Origin of the sequence: Pseudoduganella plicata, from assembly GCF_004421005.1 — a bacterium.
Classification (GTDB): Bacteria; Pseudomonadota; Gammaproteobacteria; order Burkholderiales; family Burkholderiaceae_D; genus Rugamonas; species Rugamonas plicata.
The window spans coordinates 4,951,433-4,970,831 of sequence record NZ_CP038026.1; the positions used below are offsets into that span (position 1 = coordinate 4,951,433).

9 protein-coding genes are annotated in these 19,399 nt (G+C 66.4%); 5 read left to right on the forward strand and 4 right to left on the reverse strand.

What is annotated here, in order from left to right; all coding sequences use genetic code 11:
* Positions 1-122 precede the first annotated feature (122 nt).
* Positions 123-2,858 carry a bifunctional [glutamate--ammonia ligase]-adenylyl-L-tyrosine phosphorylase/[glutamate--ammonia-ligase] adenylyltransferase gene (glnE, locus tag E1742_RS21920; RefSeq protein ID WP_134387240.1) on the reverse strand — a complete coding sequence of 912 codons (2,736 nt, stop codon included), beginning with the start codon at positions 2,856-2,858 and terminating at the stop codon, positions 123-125.
* A 175-nt stretch (positions 2,859-3,033) separates the two neighbouring features.
* On the opposite strand from glnE, the gene E1742_RS21925 reads away from it, so the two are divergent.
* The 3 genes from E1742_RS21925 (at position 3,034) to tldD (ending at position 9,560) form a co-directional block, all read left to right on the forward strand.
* The gene (locus E1742_RS21925; RefSeq protein WP_229466214.1) at positions 3,034-7,215 is read left to right on the forward strand and encodes a YhdP family protein; all 4,182 of its coding nucleotides are present in this window, start codon (positions 3,034-3,036) and stop codon (positions 7,213-7,215) included.
* Positions 7,216-7,229: 14 nt separating this feature from the next.
* Positions 7,230-8,027, forward strand: coding sequence for a carbon-nitrogen hydrolase family protein (locus E1742_RS21930; RefSeq protein ID WP_229466216.1), 798 nt, complete (start codon positions 7,230-7,232; stop codon positions 8,025-8,027).
* A 72-nt stretch (positions 8,028-8,099) separates the two neighbouring features.
* Complete coding sequence (gene tldD, locus E1742_RS21935; RefSeq protein ID WP_134387241.1) at positions 8,100-9,560, forward strand: metalloprotease TldD; 1,461 nt, start codon at positions 8,100-8,102, stop codon at positions 9,558-9,560.
* A 120-nt stretch (positions 9,561-9,680) separates the two neighbouring features.
* Here tldD and E1742_RS21940 read toward each other — a convergent pair whose 3' ends face one another.
* The gene (locus E1742_RS21940; RefSeq protein WP_229466218.1) at positions 9,681-12,287 is read right to left on the reverse strand and encodes a TonB-dependent receptor plug domain-containing protein; all 2,607 of its coding nucleotides are present in this window, start codon (positions 12,285-12,287) and stop codon (positions 9,681-9,683) included.
* A gap of 251 nt (positions 12,288-12,538) precedes the next feature.
* Entirely contained in the window at positions 12,539-15,427 is a 2,889-nt protein-coding gene (locus E1742_RS21945) for a TonB-dependent receptor (RefSeq protein WP_229466220.1), read from the reverse strand.
* Between the two features lie 356 nt (positions 15,428-15,783).
* Here E1742_RS21945 and aroG point away from each other — a divergent pair, with 356 nt between their 5' ends.
* Together aroG and E1742_RS21955 are read left to right on the forward strand one after the other, a co-directional pair.
* Positions 15,784-16,842, forward strand: a complete 1,059-nt coding sequence (gene aroG / locus E1742_RS21950) for a 3-deoxy-7-phosphoheptulonate synthase AroG (protein WP_134387242.1) — start codon at positions 15,784-15,786, stop codon at positions 16,840-16,842.
* Between the two features lie 10 nt (positions 16,843-16,852).
* The gene (locus E1742_RS21955) at positions 16,853-18,154 is read left to right on the forward strand and encodes an aspartyl/asparaginyl beta-hydroxylase domain-containing protein (RefSeq protein WP_134387243.1); all 1,302 of its coding nucleotides are present in this window, start codon (positions 16,853-16,855) and stop codon (positions 18,152-18,154) included.
* 148 nt (positions 18,155-18,302) lie between these two features.
* Here E1742_RS21955 and E1742_RS21960 read toward each other — a convergent pair whose 3' ends face one another.
* Positions 18,303-19,220 carry a polysaccharide deacetylase family protein gene (locus E1742_RS21960; protein ID WP_134387244.1) on the reverse strand — a complete coding sequence of 306 codons (918 nt, stop codon included), beginning with the start codon at positions 19,218-19,220 and terminating at the stop codon, positions 18,303-18,305.
* Positions 19,221-19,399: the final 179 nt, after the last annotated feature.

Sequence of the window (19,399 nt, forward strand, 5' to 3'; positions counted from 1 at the left end):
ACAATGAATCTTAGTTAAGGGTGTTGAAAGAGCAAATCGGATTCGTCACTGATTTGGCGCGCTGTGCTTTTTTTGCAACGCTATCATGCCGCTAGTAAAGATCGGACGGTAGCTGTGCGCGCTCAGCCGAAGATCTGTTGCCACAGCCTGGCTGCGTTTTGCGCATGTTGCGCCACCCTTGCCGGCAGCACGCGCGACGGTTCGCCCTGCAGCCGCAGCTGGTGCTGCAGCTTGCGCATGGCGCGGTAGCCGTCCGCCACCTGGGCGGCCAGCGTCGCGTCAATCAGGCCGAGCTCGCCGCTGATGCGCAGCAGCGCGATATTGCCTGCATTTGCCGTCAACTGCGGGTATTGTCCTGAATACTGCAGCACGAGGTACTGCACGATGAACTCGACATCGATCATGCCGCCGGCATCCTGCTTCAGGTCGAAACTGTCGTGCCGGCTCGGGTAGGCATCGTGCATCTTGCGGCGCATTGCCAGCACTTCGTTTTTCAGCTGCTCGCCCGTGACGCGCGGCGCACGCAGGACCACGCTGCGAATGTCCTCGAACTGCTGGCCCACGGCCGCGTCGCCGGCGCAGAAACGCGCCCGCGTCAGCGCCTGGTGCTCCCACACCCATGCCGAGTTCTGCTGATAACGGTCGAACGCCTGTACGGACGAGACCAGCATGCCGCTGGCGCCATCGGGCCGCAGCGCAGTGTCGATATCGAACAGGATCCCGGCAGACGTGTGCGACGTCATCCACGTGATGAAACGCTGCGCCAGCTTGGCGTACAGGCCGGGCGCTTCCTGGTCGTCGTCGTCGAACAGGAAGATGACGTCCAGGTCGGAGATGTAGTTCAGCTCCTTGCCGCCCAGCTTGCCGTAGGCGATGACGGCGAAGCGCGGCACCTCGCGGTGGCGCTTTGCCACCGTGCGCCATGCCCACTTGACGACGGCCGCGACGATCACGTCCGCCAGCGCGGACAGGTAATCGGCCAGCTTCTCCACGGTCAGGTCGCCGGCCAGATCCTGCGCCAGCAGGTGGAACAGCTGGGCGTGATGGACCTCGCGCAGGATGTCGAGCTGGCGCTCCGTATCGTCCGCGGCCACGGCCAGCTGGCGGTCCAGATCCTGCGCCAGCGCGACGGAGTCGAAGACCGTGTGCAGGATACGGTCGTCCAGCAGCTCGTCCAGCAGGATCGGGTGTTGCGTGAGGAACGTCGCGGTCCAGGCGCTTGCATGCATCATGCCGATAACGCGTGCCAGCGTGTGCGGATATTCGATCAACAGCGACAAATAGGCCGAGCGGCGCGCGATCGCCTCGAGGAAATCGAGCAGCCGGCCCAGCGTGGCCATCTGGCGGTGCACGCCGTCCTGTTCGGCAGCACTGGCGATCAGGGGCAGGGCGGCGTTGACGACGGTGACGAGGCGCTGGCGGCTTGCTTCCGGCATCGACCCCAGCCGCGGTGCTTCCCATAGCGCGATCAGGCGGCGCGCGGCGGCCGCCGGATCGTCGTAGCCCAGCGCGGCAAAGCGCGCTTCCATTGCTGCGCGGTTGTCCGGGTCGGCGCAGTCGTTCCACGTGTCGGGATCGACTTCGTCGCTCTTGTCGGCAAACATGGCGTCGAACTGCTCCGCAACGAAGCGTCGGTGCGTGTCCAGCTGTGCCAGCAGCGCCGCCGCGTCCGGCAGGCCCATCATGCGCGCCACCGTCTCCCGGTCGGCCTCATGCGGCGGCAATGTATGCGTCTGCGCGTCGTCCAGGTACTGCAGGCGGTGTTCAAGGTTGCGCAGGAAGGTGTACGACTCCAGCAGGCGTGCGACGACGTCCGGCGCCATCAGGCTCTTGTCCGGCAGCTGGCGCAACGTGGCGCGGGTGGAGCGGTCGCGCAGGCTGGGATCGCGCCCGCCGCGGATCAGCTGGAACACCTGTGCCAGGAACTCGATCTCGCGAATGCCGCCGCGGCCCAGTTTGACGTTATGGCTGCGGTCCGGATGCAGCCGCTCCTGGCGCTTGACCTCGGCACGGATCTGCACGTGCATGGTACGGATGGCTTCGATGACGCTGAAGTCCAGGTAGCGGCGGAAGCAGAACGGCCGCACGATGGCGTCCAGCGCGGCAATGTCTTCCGGACGCCCCGTGACGGCGCGCGCTTTCACCCATGCATAGCGTTCCCATTCGCGGCCCTGCACGATCAGGTACTGCTCCACCATGCCCAGGCTGACGGCCAGCGGGCCCGAGCCGCCATTCGGACGCAGCGCCATGTCGACGCGGAACGTGAAGCCGTCCTCCGTGATCTCGGCGATGGCCGCGATGAGCTTCTTGCCCAGCCGGATGAAGTATTCGTGGTTCGACAGCACGCGCTGGCCGGGCGCCGTCGGCACCGTGTCGCCGTCCTCCGGGTAGACGAAGATCAGGTCGATGTCGGACGACACGTTCAGTTCGAAGCCGCCCTGCTTGCCCATCGCCAGCACGATCAGTTCCTGTTCCTGGCGCGACTCGTGACCCGTCGGCACGCCGTGCGCCGCGCGCATTTCCGCATCGAGCTCGGCCAGGTGGGTGCGGATGGCAAAGTCGGCCAGCCGGGTGGCAGCCGTGACGACCTCATCCAGATCCGCCCGTCCTTCCAGGTCACGTCGGATCAGGCCGGCGATCAGCAGGTTGCGCAGGCGCCGCATGCCGCGCGCCAGCGGCAGCGCCGGACCGTCGCCATTGCGGCGTTCCTGCGCCAGCAGCATGTCGAGGTCGACCGTCGCAAGCGATAATGGAATCAAGGCGTCGATCTTGGCCTGCCGGTCCGGCTCGGCGGCCAGCCAGCGTTGATAGAAACGGGAATCAAGGGCACTGGAAGGGGCGGGCAGGGTGGCGGACATGGGTTTCCAACAATGAGTGTCGTAAATTGTTCGTAACGTTGTGTAAGGAAATGCGCTGCGGAACTTAGTGTAACCGGGCGTTGCGGTAGAATGTCGCCGGCGGCTGGACGGCCGGTACAGCAACGAAATCGTTTATTTTACGCCGGGCATCCGGCCTAGCCTGGGTAAAGAATTGTTGACGGAAAAATCGGCAGAAGACAAGTTCGCCTCCCCGGGCCTGCCGCCCCCTGTGGACGAGCCGCCCATCGTGGCGCGCTGGCATCGCCTGCAGGCCTTCTACCGTCTGTGCAATGTGGCCAGTCACCACGTACTGGGCTTCACGCTGAAGCTGGCGCTGCTGCTGTACTTTGTCTTTGCCGTCGTCGTGCTGGTGCTGCGCTATGCGGTGCTGCCGCAGATCGACAACTACAAGCCCGACATCGAACGCCTGGCCAGCCGTGCCGTCGGCAATCCCGTCACGATCGACCGCATCTATGCCTCCTGGTCCGGGCTGCATCCCAGCCTGTTCCTGGGCGACGTCGTGCTGCGCGACCGCGACGGCCGCCAGGCGCTGCGCCTGCCCAGCGTGTCGGCCACGCTGTCGTGGTGGAGCCTGGTCACGATGGACGTGCGCTTCGATTCGATCGAACTGATCCGCCCGAATCTGGACGTGTCGCGCACGGCCGACGGCCGGCTGTTCGTGGCCGGCATCTTTGTCGACCTGAACAAGAAAGACGATGGCAAGGGCTCCGAATGGGTGCTGGGCCAGCGCGAAATCATCATCCGCGAAGGCCGGCTGGAGTGGCGGGATGCTCAGCGCGGCACGCCGCCGCTGGTGCTGCAGAACATGAACCTGATCCTGCGCAACCAGTGGCGGCGTCACCAGTTCGCCATCCACGCCGTGCCCGCCAGCGGCGCGCGCGACACGCTGGACCTGCGCGCCGACTTCTCGCATCCTGCCTTCGCCAAGCGCGTCTCCGACGTGCGGCAGTGGAAGGGCACGGTCTACGCGGCCGTCCGTGGCGACGACCTGGCCGCATGGCAGCCCTACAATCCCTATGGCGACGCTGCCCCCGCCCGGCTGCAGTCGGGCCGCGGGACCGTGCGCGCCTGGCTCGACATCGACCATGCCCACCTGTACGGCGTGACGGCGGACGTCGACCTGGACAATCTGCGCGCCGCCCTCGGCAGCGACCTGCCGGCGCTGGACGTGGCGTCCATGCGCGGCCGCGTCGCCTACAGCGAGGACAAGCCGGGCCGCGGCAAGCGCGCCGCCGCAGCCGCGCTGCCGTTCAGCGCTCGGGGCCATCGCGCCAGCATCACCGGCCTGACGGTGCGCACGCGCGACGGCGTCGTGCTGGCGCCAACGACCCTGGCGGAGCGTTACGTGCCCGCCAGCGGCCGCGCGCCGGCCAGCACCGAGGTCACGGCCCGTACGCTGGACCTGGGCATTGTGGCCGAGCTGGCGACGCGGCTGCCGCTGGCGCCTGCGCAGCGCAGCCTGCTGGCGGAACTGGCGCCACGGGGCCGCGTCAGTAACCTGGACGCCCGCTGGCTAGGCCCCGCCGCGGCGCCGCAGGCGTGGCGCGTGCGTGCCGAGCTGCACGACCTCGGCATGAATCCGCTGGCGGCCCGCGCCGCGACGCCGGCAATGGGCAAGATTCCGGCCGTGCCCGGGTTCGATCACCTGACGGGCAGCGTGGACGCGGCGCAGGACCACGGTTCCGTCCGCCTGGACGCGCCCGGCCTCGTGCTGAACATGCCGGCCTGGTTTGCCGAACCCGCCATGGCGTTCCAGCAGTTGCAGCTGAAGGCCAGCTGGAAACACGATGACCAGGGCACGAACCTGGCCGTCGACAGCTTCGACTTCGCCCAGGATGGCCTGACGGGCAACCTGAAAGGCACGCACCGGCTGGCGGGCACCGGCCCCGGCATCGCCGACTTCAAGGGCACGCTGGACGGGTTCACGCTCAACCGCATCGGCCGCTATCTGCCGATCGCCACGCCGGAACGCCTGCACCACTGGCTGACGGGCGCGCTGGAAGGGGGCACGGCAACAGAGGCCACCGTGCGCCTGCGCGGCGACCTGGCCCACTTCCCGTTTGCCGACAACACGCCGGACCGTGACAAGGGCGAGTTCCGCGTGGCCGGCAAGCTGGCCGATGCCAAGCTGAACTATGAGCCGGGCGTGTTCGCCAAGGATGGCGTCGCGCCGCTGTGGCCGCAGGCCGAGCAGATCCGCGGCACGTTCGTGTTCGACCGCGCCAGCATGGAAATCAAGGCCGATACGGCCAGGACGGGCAACGTCAACCTGACCAAGGTGCGCGCCTACATCGCCGACCTGATCCATCACGACAGCATTCTGGAGATCGACGGCTTCGGCGCCGGCGCCATGCAGGACTACCTGCGCTACGTAGCGAACAGCCCCGTGCTGGAATGGATCGGCCATTTCACGGACCAGACGACGGCAACCGGCAACGCCAGGCTGGCACTGAAGCTGCAGTTGCCGCTGGCACGGCTGCGCGAAAGCAAGGTACAGGGTTCGTTGCAGTTGCAGGGCAACGACGTCGTGCTGTGGCACGACATGCCGCCCGTGCTGCTGGCCACCGGCAAGATCGAATTCAACGAACACGGCATGAACCTGAACGGCCTGAACGGCACGCTATTGGGCGGCCAGCTGACGGTGGCGGGCGGCACCCAGCGCGACGGCACCATCCAGGTGCGCATCGGCGGCAACGTCACGGCAGACGGGCTGCGCCGCACGTATCCGTCGCCCGTCATGCAGAAGCTGGCCGAACGGTTTTCGGGCGGCACCCGCTACAACGGCGTCATCACGGCGGCCAATCACCAGTACCAGGTGTTCGTCGAGTCCGCGCTGACGGGCGTGGCGCTGGACTTCCCGGCGCCGCTGGCGAAGACCGCGGCCGACGCGCTGCCGCTGCATTTCGTGCTGAACGGCGGCGCCGCCAGCGAGGCCGGCCTGGCGCACGACGAGATCCGCATTTCGCTGGGCAGTGCGGTCGAGGCGCGCTACCAGCGCGAGCGCCAGGACAAGCAGCCTTGGCGCCTCGTGCGCGGCGGAATCGGCGTCAACGTGCCGGCGCCGCAGCCGGACAGCGGCATGGCGCTGCATGCCAGCGTCAAGTCGCTCAATGTCGACGACTGGACGGGGCTGGCCAGCGAGATCTTCGGTGCGGCCGGACCGAAGACGGCCGAAGGCGCAGAAGAGGGGCCAAATCTGTCGCAGTATGTTGCGGTGGACCTGCTGGCGGCACGTGCGGACGAGCTGACCGTGGGCGGACGCAAGGTGGACAACGTTGTTGTCGGCGTCACGCACGGTAACGGCGCGTGGCAGGCCAATATCGATTCGCGCCAGGCCAACGGTTACGTGACGTGGAACGAATCGCCCACCGGGCGCGGCATGGGCAAGGTAACGGCGCGGCTGTCCAGCCTGATCATTCCGGAATCGGCAGCGGGTGACGTCAAGGACCTGCTGGAGAAATCGGCGTCGGCCAGCGCCCCGGCCATTCCGGCGCTGGACATCGTGGCCGAGCGTTTCGAGCTGTTCAACCGCCAGCTGGGCCGCATGGAGCTGCAGGCGTACAACGCGCTGATCACATCGTCGCGCGAGTGGCGCGTGTCCAGGCTGACGCTGGAGAATCCGGACGGCGTGCTGCACGGCACCGGCCGCTGGGTCAGCCGCAACGGCAAACATGACTCGTCGCTCAACTTTGCGCTCGACATCGTGGACGCCGGCAAGCTGCTGGACCGCTTCGGTTTCGCCGACACGCTCAAGGGTGGCAAGGGCAAGCTGTCCGGCGATATCTCGTGGAAGGGCTTGCCATACTCGCTCGACATCCCCACGTTATCGGGCAAGCTGGTCATGGGCGTGGAAAAGGGCCAGTTCCTGAAACAGGATCCGGGCGCGGCCAAGCTGCTGGGCGTGTTGAGCCTGCAGGCCTTGCCGCGGCTGCTGAAGTTCGATTTCCACGACGTGCTTGCCCAGGGCCTTGCCTTCGATGGCATCAGCGCCACGGCCCAGATCGACCGCGGCATCGCAAAGACGGATAATCTGAAGATGCACGGCGTGCAGGCCACCGTGCTGATGTCGGGCACGGCCGACATCGCCAACGAGTCGACCAACCTGCACGTTGTCGTGATCCCGCAGGTGAATTTCGGGACGGCGCCGCTGGTGTATGCGCTGGCCGTCAACCCCGTGATCGGGCTGGGCAGTTACCTGGCCCAGCTGTTCCTGTCGGCGCCCGTGATGAAGGCGCTCACGTACCAGATGCAGGTGACGGGCCCGTGGAAGGCGCCCGTCATCACGAAGCTCGATACCGAACGCGCCGAACCGCAGCAGGCGGTGCGGGCGCAGTAACCCAAGGAGCATCCATGACTATCGTAGCCGCCGTTCAGATGGTCTCCACGCCCGTCGTGGAGGAAAACCTGGCCACCGCCGCCCGCCTCGTTGCCGAGGCCGCCCAAAAGGGCGCCAGACTGGTGCTGCTGCCCGAATACTGGCCCATCATGGGCAGGTCCGACAGCGACAAGGTCGGCAAGGCCGAGCCGCTGGGCCGCGGCGTCATCCAGGAGGCGATGGCGGCCATGGCGCGCGAACACGGCATCTGGCTGCTGGGCGGCACGTTGCCGCTGGCCAGCGACGATCCGGACAAGGTCATCAACACGACGCTCGTCTACGACCCCGAGGGGCAACACGTGGGCCGCTACGACAAGATCCACCTGTTCGGCTTTACCAAGGGCAGCGAGTCGTACAACGAGTCGAAGACGATCGTGCCGGGCCGCTCCGTCGGCACGGTCGAGACGACCGTGGGCAAGGTCGGCATGTCGGTCTGCTACGACCTGCGCTTCCCCGAACTGTACCGGGCGATGGGGCCCGTCAACCTGATCGTCGTGCCTGCCGCCTTTACGTACACGACGGGGCGTGCGCACTGGGAAATCCTGCTGCGCGCCCGCGCCATCGAGAACCAGTGCTATGTGCTGGCAGCGGCGCAGGGGGGCGAGCACGTCAACGGCCGCCGCACCTGGGGCCACAGCATGCTGGTCGATCCGTGGGGCGAGGTGAAGGCCGTGCTGGCCGAAGGCGAAGGCGTCATCCATGGCGAGCTGGACTTGACGTACCTGGCTGGCGTACGCGAGAGCCTGCCGGCCCTGAAGCACCGCACGATGTGACCGGCTCCGGCCCCGGCGTCCGGAACGTGAATCCACTACAATGGCAGCAAAAGTAACGTAGAAAGCCTTATCATGAAACCATTCGAACCGAACCTGTCTTCCCTGGCGCTGGCGCGCGACGTGCTGTTGACCCCGTTCGGCCTGGACGAATCCAAGCTGATCAAGACGCTGGGCACGATGTTCACGCACAAGGTCGATTACGCCGACCTGTACTTCCAGTTCACCAAAAACGAAGGCTGGAGCCTGGAAGAGGGCATCGTCAAGACGGGCAGTTTCTCGATCGACCAGGGCGTCGGCGTGCGCGCCATCTCCGGCGACAAGACGGCGTTCTCCTATTCCGACGAAATTTCCGAAGCGGCCCTGCTGGACGCCGCCGCCGCCACGCGCACGATCGCGCGGGCCGGCGCCGGCAAGATCAAGGTGGCCGGCGCATTGAGCTCGCAGGGCGGCCGCTCGCTGTACCTCCCGCACGATCCGCTGAACTCGCTGGATGCGGCGGCCAAGGTCAAGCTGCTGGAGCGCGTCGAGAAGATCGCCCGCGCGAAAGATCCGCGCGTGGTGCAGGTGATGGCGGGCCTGGCCGGCGAATACGACGTCGTGCTGGTGGTGCGCAGCGACGGCGTGCTGGCCGCGGACATCCGCCCGCTGGTGCGCGTGTCGATCACCGTCATCGTCGAGCAGGATGGCCGGCGCGAGATGGGCTCGGCCGGCGGCGGCGGCCGTTACGACTACAGCTATTTCACGGACGAGCTGCTGACCCAGTATGCCGAGGAAGCCGTCAAGGGCGCGCTGGTGAACCTGGATTCGCGCCCGGCACCGGCCGGCCCGATGACCGTCGTGCTGGGACCGGGCTGGCCCGGCATCCTGCTGCACGAGGCGATCGGCCACGGCCTGGAAGGCGACTTCAACCGCAAGGGCTCGTCCACGTTCTCCGGCCGCATTGGCGAACGCGTGGCGGCGAAGGGTGTCACGGTCGTGGACGACGGCACGCTGGCGGACCGCCGCGGCTCGCTCAACATCGACGACGAAGGCAACCCGACGCAGTGCACGACCTTGATCGAGGACGGCATCCTGCGCGGCTACATCCAGGATACGATGAACGCGCGCCTGATGAAGATGCCCGTGACGGGCAACGCCCGCCGCGAATCGTTCGCCCACCTGCCGATGCCGCGCATGACGAACACGTACATGCTGGCCGGCGACAAGGACCCGGAAGAGATCCTCAAGTCCGTCAAGAACGGCCTGTATGCGGTCAACTTCGGCGGCGGCCAGGTCGACATCACCAACGGCAAGTTCGTTTTCTCCGCCAGCGAGGCCTACATGATCGAGAACGGCAAGGTGACGTACCCGGTCAAGGGCGCGACCCTGATCGGCAACGGCCCGGACGTGCTGAACCGCGTCTCGATGATCGGCAACGACATGAAGCTCGACCCGGGCGTGGGCGTGTGCGGCAAGGAAGGCCAGAGCGTGCCGGTGGGCGTGGGCCAGCCAACCCTGCGCATCGACGGTGTGACGGTGGGCGGCACGGCGTAACACGGCGCCACCCAAAGCAAAGGCGCCCGCGGGCGCCTTTTTTGTTGCGACAAAAAACCGGTGACAGGCACCTATCTCCTGCGGAAACAGGTGCCTGTCACCAATGCATCACGCGCTGACTCAGAACGAGTACGAACCCCGCAGGTACAGCGCGCGGCCGATCGGGTCGGTGTAGCGCGGATCGTAGCCCTTCTGGAATACCGTACCCTGGTTGCTGAACGGCGGTTCCTTGTCGAGGATGTTCTTCACGCCGGCCGTCAGGCTGACGTTCTTGAAGCCCGTGTACGTCGTCGACAGATTGACGAGGCTGTATGACGGCACGTGGTTGCGGAACTGGTCGTCGACCAGGTTCTGGTCTTCATAGCCCGTCTTGAAGTTGTGCGCCAAGGTTGCGCTCCACGCGCCCAGACGCCACGAAATGGCGGCGTTGTGGCGCCAGCGGAAGACCACGTAGTTGTCCGCATAACGGCCCACGTTCTGGACGTACTCACCGTCGCGTTCGTTCTGATACTCGTACTTGTGGATGTACGTACCGTCCAGCGTGAACGTGAAGTTGCCGTAGTCCGTACGCGGTGCGCGCAGCGTCAGGCTGACGTCGACACCGTCCGTGCGCACCTTGCCCAGGTTTTCGTTCAGGTCCAGGATCGCGTTCGGCGAGCCGTCCGGATTGCGCAGGAAGCGGTCGGCGTATTTCTCGTAGTTGCCGTAGATCGTCTGCTCGGGCAGGGCGCCGATCTTCTCGCGCAGGTGGATGTTGAAGTAGTCCAGCGCCAGCGTGACGGCAGGCGTCGGCTCGAACACGGCGCCCAGCGCAAAGGTCCGCGATTTCTCAGGTTGCAGGTCCTTGTTACCGCCTTGCAGCTTGAACTGCTGCAGGTCGCAGTCGCGCAGCGGGTTCGAGCCGGGTTGCGGTACGCCGCCCGGGCACAGGATCGGATCGTTGTACGAGTTGCTGGTGTCGTTGCGCGACAGCGGAGCGTTTTTCTCGAACAGGGTCGGCGCCCGGAAGCCCGTGCTGGCCGAACCGCGCAGCACGAAGCTCTTCACGGGCTGGTAACGGAACGATGCCTTCGGATTGGTGGTGCTGCCCACGTCGCTGTAGTGGTCCCAGCGGGCGGCCAGCGACGCTTCCAGGTTCTGCGTAAACGGCAGGTTGATCTCGCCGAACACGGCCTGGATGGTGCGGCTGCCGGACTTCGGCAGCGAGCCGGACAGGCCCGAGCTGGTCGCCTGGCTGGCGATGTCGCGGTTGACGTTGAATTCGGCCTTCTCGTGACGCAGCTCGGTGCCCAGTGCCACGGCCAGCTTGCCGCCGCCCATGTCCATCAGTTCGCGGCTGCCTTTCAGGTCGAACGCGGTGACGGCGTTCTTTGCATCCTGCACGCGGCCGCGCAGCGCCGTCGTGGCCAGGTAGGCGCGGCCCGCTTCGTTCTGCAGGCCGAACGGGTTCAGGATGCCGTTGCGTACGCCCGCCGCGAACGACGCGTCCTGCACATAGCCGTTGGTGAATTCTTCCTGCGACCGGCTGACGGAGTGCGACAGGCCGCCCTGGTAATCCCAGCCGGCGACGATGCCTTCCAGCGAACCGAGGAAGCGGTCGCCCGAACCGCGCGACAGGATCTGGCGCTGGCCCGCTTCGGTGGGCCGCCAGTTGACGGACAGCGGGCTGCCCGACAGGCCGGCCTGCGCCGGCACGCCGCCAGAGTTGCCCGGGTAGTAGGGGCTCGTGGCCGGCAGGGTCAGGTCCGTCTGTGGCGGTGGCGCGGTGCGCCCGTTGACCTTGTTCTCCGAGTGAAGCACTTCGAAGGTGGCCGTGTGATCGGCGCCCAGCTTGAGGCTGGCACGGCCGAACACGGTGGCGCGTTCTTGTTCCGGCAGGTCGTCGATCTGGCGCGTGTAATCCTGGCGGCACGTGCCGTTGGTGGGGTGCGGGACCGACAGCGGCGCATTGCAGCCGGTCGGATTGCCCGGGTTGCCCTGCACGCCGGTGACGGGATCGAAGTAGTTGCCGGGGAAGGTCGTGCCCGACGTCAGGTTCAGCCCGCGCGACGGAATCACGCCGGTCGACGAGAAATCGCGCTGCTGCGAGGTCAGCACGTCCTGCTTGTGGTAATCGGCCACGGCCAGCACGGCCCAGCCGTCGCGGGCCAGGTCGCCGGCACCCGTGGTGACGTTGGCGCGGCGCTCGCGGCCGCCCGTCTCCTGCGGCAGCACCGTTTCGATTGCAACGGTAGTCTGCTGCACCGAGCGGCGCGTGATGAAGTTGATGACGCCGCCGATGGCGTCGGTGCCGTAGATGGCGGAGGCGCCGTCGCGCAGCACCTCGACGCGCTCCAGCGCGGCAACGGGAATCAGGTTCAGGTCGACACTGGCGCCGTCGTACGGATGGCTCGCCAGGCGGCGGCCGTTCAGCAGTACGAGGGTCTTGTCGCCACCCAGGCCGCGCAGGTCGGCCGTGGCCTGGCCGCCTGTGGGCAAGCCGCTGGCATTGCCGCCCACGGCGTTGGCTGCGCCGAAGCTGCTCTGGTTGGCAGGGATGCGGTCCAGCACTTCCTGGGCCGTGGTCAAGCCTTGCTTGACGAATTCTTCCGCCTTGAACACCGTCAGCGGCGTGGCGGTTTCGTTGACGAGGCGTTTGATGGACGAGCCCGTGATCTCCACGCGCATCATCTGGCCTTCGCCGGCGGCTGCGTCCTGTTGGGCGAACGCGGGTGCGAATGCGGGCAATGCTGCAATACCGATGCAAAGCGGCCGCGCAATGCGACCGAACTGTCCTGCTCCGAATTTTCCTGCTCTTTTCTTAGCCAAAACTCTCTCCCGATGTTGAGAAAAAATGGTGCAGCTCCTTGATGCGATGTAAACATTTGGTCACAGCGCTCAGAAGCACACTTTGACACGGCCTTGATCTTTAGAAAACTAAAGGCGATAAAAAATGGGGCCGAAGCCCCATTTTTGTTGTAACGACCGCAACTGGACGGTCAGAACGTATAACGAACGCCCGCGCTGAAGTACCGGCCCAGGGCACCGCTGTAGTCCAGCGGGTTGTAGCCGGCAGCGCCATAGGTCAGCGGATCGAGCGGTGGTTCCTTGTCGAACACGTTCTGGATCGTGGCGAAGAATTCGGCCTTCGGCGTGAAGCGGTACTTGGCCGTCAGGTCCAGCGTCGTGAACGAGCTGATCTTGCAACCGCCTGGCGCGTCGCCGCCACCGGCCGATTCGGCGAAGTGGAATGCGCACCCATCCGGATCGTCCTTGAAGTTCGTGTTGTCGAACTTGCCGCGATGGTTGACGACGCCGGAGATGCGCAGCGGGCCGCGGTCCCAGGTCAGGCCGAGGTTGACGCGGTTATCCGGCGTGCCGATGCAGTTCGTCACGTCGCAGTTGCCGTGTGTGCCTGCATAATCCACGGTCGTGCCGTCCTGTTCGGTACGCTCGAACTTGAACATGTGGGTCCACTTGATATCGGCCGTCAGGTTGCCCGCGTCCCCCATCTGGAACGTGGTGCGCGCATCCAGGTCGACGCCGTTGACCTTGGTCGAGTTGGAGTTGACGTAGTTGGTCAGCACCGCGATGACCGCGCCCGGATCGCCGGCCACGCCCGGTACGGCCGAGCCAGGATCGCGCACCACGTGACCGGCCGCGATCGCCGCACCGGTACCTTCCTGGTTGATCTCGTTCTTGCGCTTGATCTGCCAGGCGTCCAGGGAAATGCTGGTGCGCGGCAGCGGATCCCACACCGCGCCGATCGAATAGCTCTTCGAGCGTTCAGGCGACAGGTCGGGGTTGGGCGACGTGATCACTGCCACCGAGGACGCTGTGCAGGCCTGGGTAACGCCCAGCGCGCAGCGCAGCGGGTCCGATGCGGTGGAGTAGGCCGCCAAACCGCCGCGGCCGTTCTCCGCCGCGCTCGGTGCGCGGAAGCCCCGCGCAAACGTCCCCCGCAGCGCGAAGCTGCGTACCGGCGTCCATTTCACGCCCAGCTTGGGCGTGTAGGAGTTGCCGACGTCGTTGAAGTGGTCATAGCGCAGCGCGGCCGACAGTTCCAGTGTCCGGTGCACCGGCGCCAGCAGCTCGGCATACAGCGCGGCCGAGTTGCGCTGGCCTTCGTAGGCCGAGTAGCCCAGGCCGATGATGTTGCCGCGCTCCGTGCCCGCAGTCGGTTGCAGTTCGGTCGAATCATGACGGAACTCGGCACCCACCGCCAGGCCGATGGCGCCGCCCGGCAGCTGGCCGATTTCGCGCGAGGCCTTGACGTCCGCCAGCGCCAGGCGTGTGACCGCATCGTTCGAGATCGATGGCGACAGGGCGGCATACAACGCCTGGGAGTTCAGGCCCGAGTTCTCGCCGATGCGCCAGAAGGTACCGGCCGGCAGGGCCGCATACGCCGCGCTGCCGGCGTTGGCCGCCGCGACGTTCGCCGCGGTCGGGTTGAGCAGTGCAAACGCCACGTCGCGCTGCAGATAGCCGGAACGGTCGTTCTTGGTCTTGCTTTGCGAGAACAGGATGGCGCTGTCGATATCCCAGCCCGCCGCCGAGCCCTTCAGGCCGGCCACGGCGCGTACGAAGTTCGATTCCACATTGCTGACGCGCGGACCCACGTCCCAGGCCAGGTAGCGCACCCGTGCCGCCGAACCGAAGTACGGGTTGTCCGGATGGGCCGCGCCCAGCGAAACGCCGGCGTTGTTGACCGGGCCGCCAGGATAGCCGACGCTGTTATGCACACCCGATGGCGTGGTCCACGACTCCGAATCGCTGTGGTAGCCGTTCAGCTCGACGTACGCCTGCCAGCCATCGTTCAGCTGGAACGTCGCCCGGCTGAACAGGTTCAGCGTTTCCTGGCGCGGCTGGATCTGGTTGTATTGCTGCGTCGCGTCGATCAGGCAGCCGCCCAGCGGATCGCCTTGCGGGTGGCTGGTCAGGTTGGCGCAGTTCGCGCCGGGGAACGTACGGGTAAAGCCATTGCCTGCCACCATGCTGTCGCGGCTCCAGTAACGCCCGCCTGCCGCGGGGTTCAGCACATTGCCGATGATGGAGCTGGTGGCCGAGCCGGCATTGACGATCGCGCCGCTGCCGCCCAGGGATTCCTGGGCCGAGAAGCCGAAGTCGCGCAGGTCGGCACGGCCGACGGCGCCGCGGTCGCCACGGTCGCGGTTCCACACTTCCTTCTTCTTGCCATACTCGGCGGAGAACAGGAAGTTGTAGCGGTCCCTCTCCAGGTCGCCCACGCCGTGGGTAACCGCGAGCCGGGTATCGCCGCCGTCGCTTTCATTGGACAGGCCCTGGCTGGCGCGCACGGTGGTGCCCACGTAATCCTTGCGCAGGATGACGTTGACAACGCCGGCAATGGCGTCGGAACCGTAAATCGCGGACGCGCCATCCTTGAGGATCTCGACACGCTCGACGGCTTCGGCGGGGATGATGTTCAGGTCGGCAAAGACTTTCTGCCCGTCGTCGGCCAGGCCGTACGGCGCAATGCGGCGGCCGTTCAGCAGCACCAGCGTGGAGGCGGAGCCGAGGCCGCGCAGCGAGATGCCCGATGCACCCGAGGCGAAACCGCTGCCGAAGGTGGTTGGCACGGAGCCCTGGTTGTCAACCGCCAGCGTCTGCAGCAGTTCGGCGACCGTTGTCTTGCCGGACTTTTCGATGTCGGCGCGGTTGACCGTCTGTACGGGGGACGCCGTTTCCGCCTGCGAGCGGCGGATGTTCGAACCGGTGATTTCGACACGCTGCATAGGCTGCGCGCCGGCCGGTGGCGGCGTCTGGGCCTGGGCCTGGCCTGCCATCATACTGAGCAGCAGCGGGGCGGTGGCCAGAGGGAAGATACGTCGGACAACGCCCGGCAAAGGGCGCATTCTTGGTAGGTTCATGCACTTCTCCAAAAAGGACGATGGTTTTTTTCGTGAGAGGCCTTTGTTATACCGGAGACAACGCCGCTGCGAGCAATTCCGTATCATGTGCGCCACACAGTTCCTGCGGACAATTTGCTTGCCAACCGGTCGTCCTTGTTGTTATAGTGATTCGCATCTCACCAGGACGACTCCATGCACCACTGCGTTTTCTTTGCCGGCTTCTTTTATTTTTGGCTCCCTGCCCACAAGGCGGTTGAGTAGAGGCCGGTTCACGTAGCAGCACAGCGAGAGTCCCACCCAATACCCAAGAGACCGCCAGCGATGGCGGTCTTTTTTTTCGGCAGAATTTTTACAAGCTATTTTAGGAGAGCACCATGCAACGCACCGACGACCTGCGCATTCGCGAGATGAAGGAACTGACGCCCCCGGCGCACCTGATCCGCGAATTCCCCTGCACCGAGGCGGCTTCGCAGACCGCGTCCGCGGCGCGCATTGCGCTGCACCGCATCCTGCACGGCCAGGACGACCGCCTGATGGTCGTCGTGGGGCCATGCTCGATCCACGATCCGAAGGCCGCAATGGAATACGCGCGCCGCCTGGTCGAAGTGCGTTCGCGCCTGCAGGGCGACCTGGAAATCGTCATGCGCGTCTACTTCGAGAAGCCGCGCACGACGGTGGGCTGGAAAGGCATGATCAACGATCCGTACATGGACAACAGCTTCCGCATCAACGACGGCCTGCGCATGGCGCGCGAGCTGCTGCGCAATATCAATGAACTGGGCCTGCCGGCCGGCACCGAGTTCCTCGACGTGATCAGCCCGCAGTACATCGCCGACCTGATCGCCTGGGGCGCCATCGGCGCGCGCACGACCGAATCGCAGGTGCACCGCGAGCTGGCGTCGGGGCTGTCCTGCCCCGTCGGCTTCAAGAACGGCACGGATGGCAACACGAAGATTGCCGTCGAGGCCATCAAGGCCGCCTCGCAGCCGCACCACTTCCTGTCCGTGACGAAAGGTGGCCACTCGGCCATCGTCTCGACCAACGGCAACGAGGACTGCCACATCATCCTGCGCGGCGGCAAGACCCCGAACTACGACGCGGCCAGCGTCGACGAAGCCTGCAAGGCCATCGCCGGCTACGGTCTCGCTGCGCGCCTGATGATCGACGCGTCGCACGCGAACAGCTCGAAGAAGCCGGAAAACCAGGTGCCCGTCTGCGCCGATATCGCCGGGCAAGTGGCCGGCGGCGACGACCGCATCGTCGGCGTGATGGTGGAATCGCACCTCGTCGCCGGGCGGCAGGATCTGGTGCCGGGCAAGGAGCTGACGTACGGCCAGTCCGTCACGGACGGCTGCATCGACTGGGACTCGACCGTGCAGGTGCTGGACAACCTGGCCGCCGCCGTGCGCCAGCGCCGCCTGCGCCAGGACTGACGGGCGCGGCGTGGCTAAGTCAACTGCGGAAGACGTCGCGGCACTGCAGCGGCAGATCGGCGTGGCCATCCAGGCCGGCCGCGACAACGAGGCGGGCCAGTTGTGGCAACGCCTGCTGGACATCGATGGCGCCAATACCAAGGCGCTGTTCGCGCTGAGCCAGCGCGCCTTCCGTGCCGGCGATCTGCAACGTGCCCGCGAACTGCTGGGACACCTCGTCGCGATCGACGGGCGCGACCAGCAGCAGTGGATCAACCTGGCCGTGGTCTGCCGCGGCCTGCATGACGAGGCCGGCGAGGCGGAAGCGTTGACGGGCGCGCTGACGGTGGACCCGACCGACATGCTGGCGCAGCTGTTGCGGGGCGACCTGTTCGAGCGGCAGGGACGCCGGCACGAGGCGGCACGCGCGTACGGCGCCGGCGCGATGGCGGCGCCGCCCGTCGAGCAGCTGGATCCGTCGTTGCGCCCGCTGCTGCAGCGGGCCCACGCGTTCCAGGAACAATATCGGCGCGACTACGGCGACTGGATGGATGCGCACCTGGCGCCGCTGCTGGGCGACCTGCATGGCGAACCGCTGGGGCGCTTCCGCGATGCCGTCGACATCATGTTCGGCCGCAAGCGCCGCTACGACCCGCAGCCGGCGCTGTTCTATTATCCGGGCCTGGCGCCGGTGACGTTCTTCGAGCGCGAGCTGTTTCCCTGGATGCCTGCACTGGAAGCCCGGACGGAGGCGATCCGCGCCGAATTCCTGGCCGTGCTGGAAGCGCAGCAGGGCTTCGTGCCGTACCTCAGCTATCCGCCGGACCAGCCGCATTTCCAGTTTGCCCAGCTGAACAACTCGCCCGACTGGAGCGCGTTCCACCTGATCGAACAGGGCCGCATCAACGAGGCCAATGCGGCGCAGTGTCCGGTGACGATGGCCGCGCTCGCAGACCTGCCGCAGCCCCGTCAGCTCAACCGCACGCCCAGCGCCATGTTCTCGCTGCTGCGGCCGCACACGCGCATCCCGGCGCACACGGGCGTGAGCAACGTGCGCCTGGTGGGGCACCTGCCGCTGGTTTTGCCGAATCATCTGCCGGGCCAGTGCGCGCTGCGGGTCGGCAACGACGTCCGCGAATGGGAGATGAACAAGGCGTGGGTGTTCGACGACACGATCGAACACGAAGCCTGGAACGACAGCGATGCCTTGCGCGTGGTGCTGATCTTCGACGTCTGGCATCCGCACCTGTCGCAGGCGGAACGCACGATGATCACCGCGCTGGCCGACGGTATCGCGCAATATGGCGCCGGCAGCGGCGGCTTCGAGCTGTAACCCGTGGGGATGCGCGGAATGCATCATGGCGGCGATCTTAGCCCTGAGAAAACGCGCTGCGCCACAAATTCCCTGTCATACCCCGGTATGACAGGGAATTTGCGTCTTGCCGGACACGTTTTTCAGGACTAATCTCATCCACCAGCAATCAATCAGCGCTTCCCTGGCGGCACACCGTGGCCGGGTCCAGCCGGCGCGCGGGCGGCCGCGGCAGCGCGATGCCGCGTCGCCTCGCTTCATTTTCAACGACGTCGCCGCCCGCCGCCTGCGCATACGCCGCATCGGCCTGCGCCGACGCCAGCGTCACATAGCGGGCGCCGGCAGCCTCGAGCCGCTCCAGCACATCGGGCAGCGTGGCCGCGCTCCACGCGCCCACATGCGTCAGCAGCACCTGCGGGATCACGCGGCCGAACAGCTGGCGCGACGCTGCCTTCATGCGTGCGATGCCGTCGTCCACCTCGTCCAGATACTGCTTCTTCATCGCACCGATGGCGGCGCTGTCGTTGCGCGCCAGGCAGTGCGTGTACGCGTCCGTGTAGGCCCAGTCGTCGAACGAGACGCTGACACCGGCCAGCCGGTAGCCCTGCGCCGTCAGCCACGCCAGCGCCGCGCCGCGCCGGACCGGATCGGTGCCGGTGGAGAGATACGGATAGCGGAACCAGCGCCAGTCCTGCCCCGTCATCCGCGCCGCCACCGCGGCTTCGCCCGCCGCCACGTCGGCCTGCCAGGCCGCCAGCGTGGGCGCCGCGTCCAGGCTCAGGTGGCTGTAGGCATGGTTGCCCAGCGGGTGGCCGGCCGAGCGCCACGTCGCCAGTGCCGCGGCGCTGTCGGGCTCCTGTTCCAGCCGGTTGGCATTCACGAAGCCGAAGGCTTCCGGCACCCCGCGCGCCTTGAACAGCGCAACGTGGCTCGCGGCGATGTCCGCCCGCGTCATGCCGGACGGCAGCGGACCGTGGGCGGGCAGGTCGTCAACGGTGATGGCGATGTCGAAACGTTCGGGTGGCTGCGCCAGGGCCGTGGCGGATGCAAGCAGTGCGCCAAGCAGCGCCAGTGTGGTTCCGAACATGGGGTCTCCCGGATGGATGTTGCGCGATTATGCACCGCGGCGGGCGGGTAAGGCATGGCTTGAAACCGGAGCCTGTCACCGGTTTTTGAAAACCGGTGACAGGCTCCGGTTTGCAGGGCGGGCAACGCAAAAAAAACCGCCCGGCAAGCCGGGCGGTAAGCTTACAACACAACAACCGT

What these genes read in the sequence shown, in the direction of transcription:
- tldD (WP_134387241.1), top strand. Translation starts at nt 8,100, where the DNA reads ATGAAACCATTCGAACCGAACCTGTCTTCCCTGGCGCTGGCGCGCGAC.
- aroG (WP_134387242.1), top strand. Translation starts at nt 15,784, where the DNA reads ATGCAACGCACCGACGACCTGCGCATTCGCGAGATGAAGGAACTGACG.
- glnE (WP_134387240.1), bottom strand. Translation starts at nt 2,858, where the DNA reads ATGTCCGCCACCCTGCCCGCCCCTTCCAGTGCCCTTGATTCCCGTTTC.
- E1742_RS21930 (WP_229466216.1), top strand. Translation starts at nt 7,230, where the DNA reads ATGACTATCGTAGCCGCCGTTCAGATGGTCTCCACGCCCGTCGTGGAG.
- E1742_RS21945 (WP_229466220.1), bottom strand. Translation starts at nt 15,427, where the DNA reads ATGAACCTACCAAGAATGCGCCCTTTGCCGGGCGTTGTCCGACGTATC.
- E1742_RS21960 (WP_134387244.1), bottom strand. Translation starts at nt 19,220, where the DNA reads ATGTTCGGAACCACACTGGCGCTGCTTGGCGCACTGCTTGCATCCGCC.